5 protein-coding genes, 1 tRNA gene, 2 rRNA genes, 1 pseudogene, 1 riboswitch and 1 other annotated feature are annotated in these 12,044 nt (G+C 44.3%); of the genes and pseudogenes, 1 reads left to right on the forward strand and 8 read right to left on the reverse strand.

The genetic code is table 11. The features are described 5' to 3' along the window. Positions 1-58: 58 nt before the first annotated feature. Positions 59-166: riboswitch (SAM riboswitch) on the reverse strand. A 478-nt stretch (positions 167-644) separates the two neighbouring features. From ACEWFH_RS01710 to guaB, 6 genes and pseudogenes are all read right to left on the reverse strand, one after another. Beyond that, a tRNA-Ser gene (locus ACEWFH_RS01710) sits at positions 645-737 on the reverse strand. A gap of 101 nt (positions 738-838) precedes the next feature. Next, positions 839-2,112 (reverse strand): annotated as a pseudogene (serS, locus tag ACEWFH_RS01715) (serine--tRNA ligase). Between the two features lie 67 nt (positions 2,113-2,179). Further along, positions 2,180-2,395 (reverse strand) — a binding site (T-box leader). Between the two features lie 37 nt (positions 2,396-2,432). Then, positions 2,433-3,017 carry a pyridoxal 5'-phosphate synthase glutaminase subunit PdxT gene (gene pdxT / locus ACEWFH_RS01720; protein WP_473725866.1) on the reverse strand — a complete coding sequence of 195 codons (585 nt, stop codon included), beginning with the start codon at positions 3,015-3,017 and terminating at the stop codon, positions 2,433-2,435. A gap of 4 nt (positions 3,018-3,021) precedes the next feature. After that, the gene (pdxS, locus tag ACEWFH_RS01725; RefSeq protein ID WP_473725867.1) at positions 3,022-3,906 is read right to left on the reverse strand and encodes a pyridoxal 5'-phosphate synthase lyase subunit PdxS; all 885 of its coding nucleotides are present in this window, start codon (positions 3,904-3,906) and stop codon (positions 3,022-3,024) included. A gap of 179 nt (positions 3,907-4,085) precedes the next feature. Next, positions 4,086-5,396 (reverse strand): D-alanyl-D-alanine carboxypeptidase family protein, encoded by a 1,311-nt coding sequence (locus ACEWFH_RS01730; RefSeq protein ID WP_473727185.1) that lies wholly within the window; start codon positions 5,394-5,396, stop codon positions 4,086-4,088. A gap of 128 nt (positions 5,397-5,524) precedes the next feature. Next, positions 5,525-6,982: an IMP dehydrogenase gene (guaB, locus tag ACEWFH_RS01735; protein WP_473725868.1), complete on the reverse strand. Its 1,458-nt coding sequence runs from the start codon at positions 6,980-6,982 to the stop codon at positions 5,525-5,527. A gap of 134 nt (positions 6,983-7,116) precedes the next feature. On the opposite strand from guaB, the gene ACEWFH_RS01740 reads away from it, so the two are divergent. Next, positions 7,117-8,088: a YaaC family protein gene (locus ACEWFH_RS01740; RefSeq protein ID WP_473725869.1), complete on the forward strand. Its 972-nt coding sequence runs from the start codon at positions 7,117-7,119 to the stop codon at positions 8,086-8,088. A 733-nt stretch (positions 8,089-8,821) separates the two neighbouring features. On the opposite strand, the gene rrf is transcribed toward ACEWFH_RS01740, so the two are convergent. Together rrf and ACEWFH_RS01750 are read right to left on the reverse strand one after the other, a co-directional pair. Beyond that, positions 8,822-8,936 (reverse strand): 5S ribosomal RNA (gene rrf, locus ACEWFH_RS01745). Positions 8,937-9,024: 88 nt separating this feature from the next. Then, positions 9,025-11,960: ribosomal RNA gene (locus ACEWFH_RS01750) — 23S ribosomal RNA — on the reverse strand. Positions 11,961-12,044 lie beyond the last annotated feature (84 nt).

The raw sequence follows: 12,044 nt of genomic DNA on the forward strand, positions 1-12,044 counted from the left end.
CCTCAACATATAAAAAAGCCCTCTTCATTCCATGGAAGAGGGCGAATAAGCAAACATCGACTTATCTTCCAGAATGAACATATCATCCTGCAGGAAGTGGCACCGTTCCAAAATGGAGGTTGCCGGACGTCATAGGGCCTGATCCCTCGGTCTCTCTTAATAAGCATTACATATTGAATTAAGTATAGTTGTCATCATACTCCCTGTCTAAAAGTTCTGTCAATACTAAATTTTATCACTTTGAAGTGTTAGCGCTTACAATGCTGTGGTGGAAAGGGAACGTTTTTTTGGCTATTGTTGCTTTTGAAAGTAGTTAATCTCCGCTCCAGGTGCTCGCTTTCCGCGGGGCAGGCGGTGAGCCACATTCGTAACGTTTCACTTTTAAGTGTCTCACCTGCCCTCCTGTCCTAGCCGTAGTCTCGCACCTTGCACTCCAATCAACTGTCAAAGAAGAAAATAAAAATGAGTTTGAAAGCATCCACCTTTTAGAATAGAGCATTTGTAAATGACGGAATTGAGTCTTTTTAGAGATTATTGAGTCTAAATTGATGGAATTGAGTCTTTTGCCAAATTCGACACTCGTTCATCAAAAAACACAACAAAAAAACCACCTGATGCGAGATCAAGTGGTTTGAATATGTATATGGAGGAGGTAGAGGGATTCGAACCCCCGCGGGTCGTTAAACCCCTGTCGGTTTTCAAGACCGATCCCTTCAGCCGGACTTGGGTATACCTCCGTGTGACTGACAAGAACTATATTAACATGGAGACAAATATAGTGTCAACGCTTTTTGAGAAAAAAGTTCAAAAAAAGAGAGGGAATTTCCCTCTCGTTATTTTACTTAATGACTTCCTTATTACCCATGTATGGTCGAAGCACTTCTGGAATCACAACCGTGCCGTCTTCTTGCTGGTAGTTTTCTAAGATTGCAGCGACTGTACGTCCGATCGCTAACCCAGATCCGTTAAGCGTGTGAACGAATTCTGGCTTCCCTTTCGCATCGCGGCGGAAACGAATTTGTGCACGGCGCGCTTGGAAGTCTTCAAAGTTAGAGCAAGAAGAAATCTCGCGGTACTCGCTGTAGCTTGGCAGGTATACTTCAATATCGTACTTTTTAGCAGCTGTGAATCCTAAGTCAGCTGTACACATGCTAAGTACACGGTACGGCAGGTTTAGAAGCTGTAGTACTTTTTCAGCATGTCCTGTAAGCTTTTCAAGCTCGTCATAAGAATCTTCTGGTTTAACGAAGCGAACAAGCTCTACTTTATTGAACTGATGCTGGCGGATTAAGCCGCGTGTGTCGCGTCCTGCAGAACCTGCTTCAGAACGGAAACATGCGCTGTATGCTGCATATGTGATCGGCAGTTCATCAGATGTTAAAATCTCTTCACGGTGCATGTTCGTGACAGGAACTTCAGAAGTCGGGATTAAGAAATAATCTTCTTCGCGGATCTTAAACGCGTCTTCTTCAAACTTTGGCAGCTGTCCTGTACCTGTCATGCTTTGACGATTTACCATGTATGGTGGCAGCACTTCTGTATAACCGTGTTCGTCTTCATGAAGGTCCATCATGAAGTTGATTAACGCTCGCTCTAATCGTGCTCCAAGACCTTTATAGAAAGCGAAACGGCTTCCTGTAACCTTCGCTCCACGTTCAAAATCAACGATGTTCAAGTCAGTAGCGATATCCCAATGCGCTTTTGCTTCAAAAGCAAATTCCGGTACTTCACCCCAGTGACGAACAGGAATGTTATCATCCTCTGTCTCACCAACAGGAACACTTTCATGCGGTATGTTAGGCAGCGTCAGCATGATAGCGTGAAGGTCTTCTTCTACTTTACGAAGTTCATCGTCCATCGTTTTAATCTTATCGCCTACTTCACGCATCTCTGTGATCAGGTGATCCGCGTCTTTTTCTCACGCTTAAATTCTGCTACTTGCTTAGAAACTTCATTACGCTTAGATTTAAGAGCTTCCGTCTCACCGATCAACTCACGTCGACGCTGATCTAACGCCTCGAACTGATCCAATCCAGATAGATCTTCACCTCGAGCAGATAATTTTTCTTTTACTTCTTCAAAATTGGCACGAACAAATTTCAAATCTAACATTTGTATTTCCTCCTTTGGTTAATAAAAATCAAAAAACTCCCGCCCGCTATTTCTAATGTGAATTAGAAATAGGGACGAGAGTTAACCCGCGTTGCCACCCTAGTTGCAATAGATACATCTATTGCCGGCTCATTTACATGTAACGGTTCTTCACCGGAAAAGCTTACTTCATTTCGGCTTCTCACTCGAGGATGGATTCACAAAACGCTTTGATCGGTTTTCACCAGCCACCGACTCTCTAGACAAAGTCATTTTCGCTACTAGTTCCTGTCATTGATTTTTTATGATGATTTTATAGTAATGTACAGCATTTTTATATTTTATGCAACTACTTCTTTAGCGGATTGTACCATTTTTACAAAATATTGATGTAAACGGTAGTCGTCCGTCAGTTCCGGATGAAACGCTGCACATAGGAAATGCCCTTGTTTAGCTGCTACTATTCTGTCGTTGTGTTTAGAAAGAATCTCAACTTCAGGACCGACTTCAACGATAAATGGCGCACGGATGAATACACCCGTAAAATCTTCTCCAACACCATGGATCATCAGATCAGCCTCAAAACTGTCCACCTGACGCCCGAACGCATTGCGCTCAACCGTCATATCGATCAATTCAAGATGTGCTGTGTCTTGTCCTTGAATGCGTTTAGCCATCAAGATCAGCCCTGCACATGTACCGAACACAGGTTTATTTTGTGCAAACTCTTTTAAAGGTTCAAGAAAGTTATATTTATCGATTAAACGTCTCATCGCTGTGCTCTCGCCGCCTGGGATAACCAAGCCATCAAGGCTGCTGAGCTCTTCTACACGTTTTACCGCAACGGCCTCTGCACCGCTTGCTTCAATCGCTGCCACATGCTCTCGTACTGCACCTTGTAAGGCTAATACTCCGATCTTTAGCATGGAATTACCAGCCTCGCTCCTGCATGCGCTCACCTTGAGCTAATGTAGAGATGTCGATACCTTTCATAGCCGTTCCTAGACCTTTAGAGAGTTCAGCGATTAGTTTGTAGTCTTGGTAGTGTGTTGTCGCTTCAACGATCGCACGAGCAAACTTTTCTGGATTCTCAGACTTGAAGATTCCTGATCCTACGAATACGCCGTCAGCGCCAAGTTCCATCATAAGCGCTGCATCTGCAGGTGTTGCAATTCCGCCTGCTGCAAAGTTAACGACAGGCAGCTTGCCCGCTTTTTTAATTTGAAGAAGAACTTCGAATGGTGCACCTAAGTTCTTAGCTTCTGTCATCAACTCATCTTCGCTCATAGCAACTACTTTGCGAATCTGACCTTGGATCATTCTCATGTGGCGAACAGCCTCAACGATGTTACCCGTTCCAGGCTCACCTTTTGTACGAAGCATGGATGCACCTTCAGCGATACGGCGTGATGCCTCTCCAAGATCACGAGCACCGCATACGAATGGAACGGTGTAATCGCTCTTCAATAAGTGGAAAACTTCATCCGCTGGCGTCAATACTTCACTCTCATCGATGTAATCAACACCCATTGCTTCAAGCACGCGTGCCTCCACGATATGCCCGATACGAGCTTTTGCCATTACAGGAATAGAAACAGCATTCAGAACTTCTTCCGTGATTGTAGGATCTGCCATACGAGCTACGCCGCCTGCTGCACGAATATCTGAAGGAACACGCTCAAGTGCCATTACGGCTACAGCTCCTGCAGCTTCAGCAATACGAGCTTGCTCTGCGTTTACAACGTCCATGATGACGCCGCCTTTTTGCATTTCTGCCATTCCTCGTTTAACACGTTCAGTACCTGTTTTTAACATGCTTACTACCCCCTGGTTTATATGTGTTTTTACCGATCATTTCGGTTGTTTTATAATAAAACTAGTATTCTCATCTATTTTATCGCAAATCATAAAAAGCGCAAGCTCTCTATATTTTCTGAAAAAAAGCTCTTCAGCATGCGCTGAAGAGCTTTTAAACCTTTTAAACTATTAAAAAATTAGAACCAGCCTTTAACCATGTCAACGGCTCCAGACCAAAGTCCTCCAAAGAAACCGCCCACACCTCTTAGTGCAAGTACAAACCAGTTTGCTTTTTCAACGGATTGTGTTGTTACCACTTCTGTCTTCCCTTTTGTGTCTCCATCGAGTAAATAGCCGTAGTCTTCTCCACTGCCTGTATACTCAACATTGATATGACCGACTACTTCACCTTTTTTAACAGGAGCTGTCAGTTCGCCATCTTTTGTCATCTTCTTTTTATCCATAACAAATTTAGGCTTGTAGTTTTCTTTCTCTCCTCTTTTGATCACCATTGAAAGAGGTTCTTTCGTAGCAACTTTAACGTCTTTTTCTTTACCCTTTACGACAGTAACCGTTTTGTTGCCTTTTACTTGATAGTTTTTAGGTAAGATTTGCTCTTTTTCGAAGTTTGCAAATCCAAAATCGAATAATTTTTTCGTTTCTTTAAATCGATCTAGACGAGTACCTGTTTTCATAACAACCGAAATTAGGCGAGTATCCCCTTTTTTCACTGTACCTGTAAAACAGTTACCTGCAAGGTCTGTCGATCCTGTTTTTAATCCGTCTACTCCCTCGTAACCACTATTAAGTTCAGGAAGCATCCAGTTCCAGTTTTCCATCTGAATTTCGTCATCTGTACCTTCACGGAATTTCAAACGTGGAACGCTTGCTGTTTCTAACACTTCTGGATGATCTTTAAGCAGGCTATAAGCAAGTATTGCCGTAGCACGTGCACTCATCATGTTTTCATCTGTTTCGCTGCCAGCTGAATGGTTGCCGAACAAATCTTTATTGTTAAGACCTGTAGAGTTAACAAAATTATAATCTTTCATGCCTAGTTCTTTTGCTTTGGCATTCATTTTCTTAACAAATTCACCTTCTGAACCCGCTAAAAGTTCAGCTAATGCGATCGTCGCTCCATTTGCAGAGTAGATCGCCATCGCTTCATATAACTCACGAACCGTATATTTTTCATCTACACGTAAAGGTACGTTAGATAATGTTCGATTTTGAGAAATCTTGTGGGCATATTCAGAAATATTCGTTTTCTGATCCCAAGATATCTTTTTCTTGTCAATTGCTTCTAGCAATAAGTATTCAGTCATCATCTTACTCATACTTGCAGGAGCGAGTAACTTATCAGCATTTTTCTGATATAATATTTTTCCTGTTTCTGCATCCACCAATATAGCACCTTCAGCTTTTACATCTAAAGATGGTGCCGCACTTGCTGAATCTGAAAATCCTAATAAACTCGTTGTAAAAAACGAAAAAATCAGTGTCACCACTAAAAGTTGTTTTATCTTGCTGTTCAAAAAACTGCACCTCCAAACCCATTTACACACAAAAGTTATTGTAACATACACATTTTCAAAAAAATAGACAGAGGTTATACCTCTGTCTTAAAAATGCGTCTTTAGACTGAATAATTTGGTGCTTCTTTAGTAATTTGAACTTGGTGCGGGTGACTCTCCCGAAGACCGGCACCCGTAATTTTTACAAAACGGGAATCATTTTGAAGTTCATCAATTGTTGACGTTCCGCAATAACCCATTCCAGAACGAATACCACCAATAAGCTGATAAACTGTATCTGCAAGTGGTCCTTTGTACGGCACGCGTCCCTCAATGCCTTCTGGAACAAGCTTTTTATTATTTTCCTGGAAATATCGGTCGCTGCTGCCGCGTTCCATCGCACCAACAGAACCCATTCCGCGGTACACTTTAAACTGGCGTCCTTGGAAGATTTCACGCTCTCCAGGGCTCTCTGACACACCTGCAAGCATGCTGCCTAGCATTACAGCATGTCCGCCCGCTGCGATTGCTTTAACGATGTCTCCAGAATATTTAATACCGCCATCTGCAATGATCGGCACTCCATACTTCTTAGCTTCTGTTGCACAGTCATAAACAGCTGTAACTTGAGGTACACCTACACCTGCTACAACACGTGTCGTACAGATCGATCCTGGTCCGATACCGACTTTAACAACACTTGCTCCTGCTTCGATCAGGTCACGAGTCGCTTCTGCTGTCGCAACGTTACCAGCAATTATCGTTAAGTCAGGATAAGCATGTCTTACTTCACGAACTTTTTGAAGTACACCTTCAGAATGCCCGTGCGCAGTATCGATAACAATTGCATCCACGCCTGCATCCACTAGCTTCTCAACACGAAGAAGTGCATCCTTTGTCACACCAACTGCAGCACCTACAAGTAAACGTCCTTGTGAGTCTTTCGCTGAGTTAGGGAACTCGATTACTTTTTCGATATCCTTGATCGTAATTAAGCCTTGAAGGATACCCTCATCATCCACTAATGGAAGCTTTTCAATCTTATATTGCTGAAGTGTTTTCTCAGCTTCTTTTAATGTAGTGCCGACTGGAGCGGTCACTAAGTTTTCTTTTGTCATAACGTCTGAGATTTTAATGGAATAGTCTTGAACGAAACGCAGGTCACGGTTCGTTAGAATACCTACTAGCTTTTTATCTGCATCCACGATAGGTACACCACTGATGCGATATTTGCCCATTAAGTGTTCTGCATCAAATACTTGATGTTCGGGTGTTAGGTAGAACGGGTTTGTAATAACGCCACTTTCAGAACGTTTAACACGATCGATCTGTTCCGCTTGTTCTTCAATAGACATGTTTTTGTGAACGATTCCTAGTCCGCCTTGACGTGCCATAGCGATTGCCATGTTAGCTTCTGTTACCGTGTCCATACCAGCACTGATAATAGGAATGTTCAATTGTACCGAATCAGATAACCTCGTTTTAATCGAAACATCACCAGGCAGAACCGAAGACTTTGCTGGAATTAATAACACATCATCAAATGTTAAACCTTCTTTTGCAAACTTATCTTGCCACATACCATAACCACCCCTTCAAATTTATCATCCTGAAAAATATTATTTGTAGATTATCAACTGGGTAAACTAGTGTCAAGGAATACAAAATATGTTCGATTTTTCAAATAATTTATAAAGAGAGGATTGTGTAACAAATGATGATGCAACATGACACGTGGACTCTGTTTGATATGTTCTTTTCCTCTCAAAAAACTCAGCATTTTCTAAGCAAGCAATACGAAAAACAGAACATGGAAGACAGCAATGGAAAAAGTTTCGATAACACATATGGATTTATTTACTATATTGAACACGGAAAAAAATATTATCAATTAGCAGATCAAGCACCTATGGAATTAAAGCCTGTCCTTCTGTTTTACGGCATGACTCAACTCATGAAGGCAAGTATATTGTGTGCAGATCCTGATTATCCAGATTCGAGTGCCGTATTAGCACACGGACTCTCCACAAGAAAAAGGAAAAAGAGGAGTTATGAATTTCTTTACGATGAAGTGAAAGTACAAAAGACTGGGCTGTTCAATCATTTTTGTGAAAAACTATTTCACATGAAACACGTGGAAGGTGAAAAATTCACGATGATCCAGTTGCTACAAACATTACCTGAACTAGGTCCCCTTTTCAAACAAATGAACGGTAACGTAAATCTCATTAAGTTGCGTAAGGAAAATGAGAAGATATTTTTTCTTCCCACGAAATCGAACGACCATCTACATATGTCAGCAGAAAGATTTCTTGAATATACGAATTCATTGTTCTCATCAAAATTTTCGGTTGATTGGAATGACGACCATTCTGGATTTCTCCTTCAATCAAAGGAAACGTTAAAACCTTTTGATTGCTTTCCGTTATCTTATCACCTTTTTGAGGAAACGTATTACTTGCCTGTGAACAGGGATATGTTACATTCTCCAGAACTAAACGAGTTCATGGTTCACTATGTGATTCTTTACAACTTAAGTATGCTGAGCAGATACGATACTGAATGGTGGAGTGAACTCTTCCATACGTATACTTCAGAAGAATTACCCTATATTAAACAATTCCTAAACATCACCGCTCACAAAATGCCGTATCTTTTTGGGGTAATGCTGCAGTTGAGGAATTAAGTGGTGGTGTTATGTTTGTGCACAAAGTGAATGGGTGCTGAGGATGGAGCTAATGCTCGGATGCGCTAGGATTTGATAGTTATTGGTGTAGGGTATCGAAAATCGGATAAATTTTTTTATATACGTAATTATGGATCTTATCTACGGATATAATCTCCATTACCTCGTATAAAATGAAGATTACCTCGTAATTGTGTGGGGTTGGTGGTTTTGAAGGGCTAGATCAGGGGTGGATTTGGTGAGACTTTGGCTTGGATGGTGGTTGTAAGAGCTGCTAGAGTTGCTTTTGATTGGATTTTTGAAAGCTTTTGCTTAAGAATATAACGTGCTGGAAGATGGATGCAGCCATCTTCTTCCTTTTTTAATAAATTGTGAGACTGTTTTTCTTGGAGTATGTGTATTGCAATGCGGTTTCGAGGACTGGAATAAGCAAATGGCGGATACAGGGCGGGGTATCTCCAAACAATAATTAAGTCGTTTTAAGCCATATTCGATTAAAACAAGAGATAATTAAGTCGGAACGAACCTAAATTAAGTCTAAATGCATAAATAAAGGCCATTCGCTAAATCTCGACAAACAAAACCAACTCTATACCCTCTGGCCTTCCACACCCAGTTACCTTCAATCAGAAGTTTGGCATCCGCCAAACCACCTTTTTTCTCTTCTTTCTGCTGCCATTATCTTTTCCAAACACAAAAAAAGAAGATGGATCTTCATCCATCTTCCTCATTTGCCTAGCGACGTCCTACTCTAACAGGGGAGACCCCCAACTACCATCGGCGCTGAAGAGCTTAACTTCCGTGTTCGGTATGGGAACGGGTGTGACCTCTTCGCCATCATCACTAGACCTATCATGACGTTAACCATGATTTATGAAATTAGAGAGTATGTTCTCTCAAAACTAGATACGACGTTTCCAAACGTTTATGCTTTTTAAGGATAAGCCCTCGACCGATTAGTATCTGTCAGCTCCACGTGTCACCACGCTTCCACACCAGACCTATCAACCTCATCATCTCTAAGGGGTCTTACTCACTTAACGTGATGGGAAATCTCATCTTGAGGGGGCTTCATGCTTAGATGCTTTCAGCACTTATCCCGTCCACACGTAGCTACCCAGCTATGCCCCTGGCGGAACAACTGGTACACCAGCGGTGTGTCCATCCCGGTCCTCTCGTACTAAGGACAGCTCCTCTCAAATTTCCTGCGCCCGCGACGGATAGGGACCGAACTGTCTCACGACGTTCTGAACCCAGCTCGCGTACCGCTTTAATGGGCGAACAGCCCAACCCTTGGGACCTACTTCAGCCCCAGGATGCGATGAGCCGACATCGAGGTGCCAAACCTCCCCGTCGATGTGGACTCTTGGGGGAGATAAGCCTGTTATCCCCAGGGTAGCTTTTATCCGTTGAGCGATGGCCCTTCCATGCGGAACCACCGGATCACTAAGCCCGACTTTCGTCCCTGCTCGACTTGTAGGTCTCGCAGTCAAGCTCCCTTGTGCCTTTACACTCTGCGAATGATTTCCAACCATTCTGAGGGAACCTTTGGGCGCCTCCGTTACTGTTTAGGAGGCGACCGCCCCAGTCAAACTGCCCGCCTGACACTGTCTCCGAACCGGATCACGGTTCAAGGTTAGAATTTCAATACAGCCAGGGTAGTATCCCACCGACGCCTCCACCGAAGCTGGCGCTCCGGCTTCTCAGGCTCCTACCTATCCTGTACAAGCTGTACCAAAATCCAATATCAAGCTGCAGTAAAGCTCCATGGGGTCTTTCCGTCCTGTCGCGGGTAACCTGCATCTTCACAGGTACTATAATTTCACCGGGTCTCTCGTTGAGACAGTATCCAAGTCGTTACACCTTTCGTGCGGGTCGGAACTTACCCGACAAGGAATTTCGCTACCTTAGGACCGTTATAGTTACGGCCGCCGTTTACTGGGGCTTCAATTCAGAGCTTCTCCGTAAGGATAACCCCTCCTCTTAACCTTCCAGCACCGGGCAGGTGTCAGCCCCTATACTTCACCTTGCGGTTTCGCAGAGACCTGTGTTTTTGCTAAACAGTCGCTTGGATCTATTCACTGCGGCTCTCTCGGGCGATAAACCCTATCAGAGCACCCCTTCTCCCGAAGTTACGGGGTCATTTTGCCGAGTTCCTTAACGAGAGTTCTCCCGATCATCTTAGGATTCTCTCCTCGCCTACCTGTGTCGGTTTGCGGTACGGGCACCTCTTTCCTCACTAGAGGCTTTTCTTGGCAGTGTAGGATCAGGGACTTCGGTACTAAAATTTCCCTCGCCATCACAGCTCAGCCTTCACGTTGGGCGGATTTGCCTACCCAACAGCCTAACTGCTTAGACGCACTATTCCATCAGTGCGCTCACCCTACCTTACTGCGTCCCCCCATTGTTCAAACGGAAAGGAGGTGGTACAGGAATATCAACCTGTTATCCATCGCCTACGCTTTTCAGCCTCGGCTTAGGCCCCGACTAACCCTGAGCGGACGAGCCTTCCTCAGGAAACCTTAGGCTTTCGATGGACAAGATTCTCACTTGTCTTTCGCTACTCATACCGGCATTCTCACTTCAAAGCGCTCCACCAGTCCTTCCGGTCTGACTTCGCTGCACTTCGAACGCTCCCCTACCCCTGTACCATACGGTACAAGCCATAGCTTCGGTGATACGTTTAGCCCCGTTACATTTTCGGCGCAGAGTCACTCGACCAGTGAGCTATTACGCACTCTTTAAATGGTGGCTGCTTCTAAGCCAACATCCTGGTTGTCTGGGCAACTCCACATCCTTTGCCACTTAACGTATACTTTGGGACCTTAGCTGATGGTCTGGGCTGTTTCCCTTTTGACTACGGATCTTATCACTCGCAGTCTGACTCCCGCGGATAATTCTCTGGCATTCGGAGTTTGACTGAATTCGGTAACCCTGTGGGGGCCCCTAGTCCAATCAGTGCTCTACCTCCAGGAATCTTGCCGCGAGGCTAGCCCTAAAGCTATTTCGGGGAGAACCAGCTATCTCCGTGTTCGATTGGCATTTCACCCCTACCCACACCTCATCCCCGCACTTTTCAACGTGCGTGGGTTCGGGCCTCCATTCAGTGTTACCTGAACTTCACCCTGGACATGGGTAGATCACACGGTTTCGGGTCTACGACCACGTACTATGTCGCCCTATTCAGACTCGCTTTCGCTGCGGCTCCGTCTTATCAACTTAACCTTGCACGGGATCGTAACTCGCCGGTTCATTCTACAAAAGGCACGCCGTCACCCGTTAATGGGCTCCGACTACTTGTAGGCACACGGTTTCAGGATCTATTTCACTCCCCTTCCGGGGTGCTTTTCACCTTTCCCTCACGGTACTGGTTCACTATCGGTCACTAGGGAGTATTTAGCCTTGGGAGATGGTCCTCCCGGATTCCGACGGGGTTTCACGTGTCCCGCCGTACTCAGGATCCACTCAGGAGAGAACGAAGTTTCAGCTACAGGGCTGTTACCTTCTTTGGCTGGCCTTTCCAGACCGCTTCACCTACTTCGTTCCTTTGTAACTCCATGTAGAGTGTCCTACAACCCCAGAGGGCAAGCCCTCTGGTTTGGGCTGATTCCGTTTCGCTCGCCGCTACTCAGGAAATCGCATTTGCTTTCTCTTCCTCCGGGTACTTAGATGTTTCAGTTCCCCGGGTCTGCCTTCTCATACCCTATGTATTCAGATATGGATACCATCCCATTACGGATGGTGGGTTCCCCCATTCGGAAATCCCCGGATCAATGCTTACTTACAGCTCCCCGAGGCATATCGGTGTTCGTCCCGTCCTTCTTCGGCTCCTAGTGCCAAGGCATCCACCGTGCGCCCTTTCTAGCTTAACCTTATATGATGTTTACACATCAAAGATTCTTGCTTGGCGCAGATAAATATCTATCTGCCTTGCATATTGTTTGGATGTCGATATC

It is taken from the genome of Fictibacillus sp. EA-CB0309 (assembly GCF_055814265.1).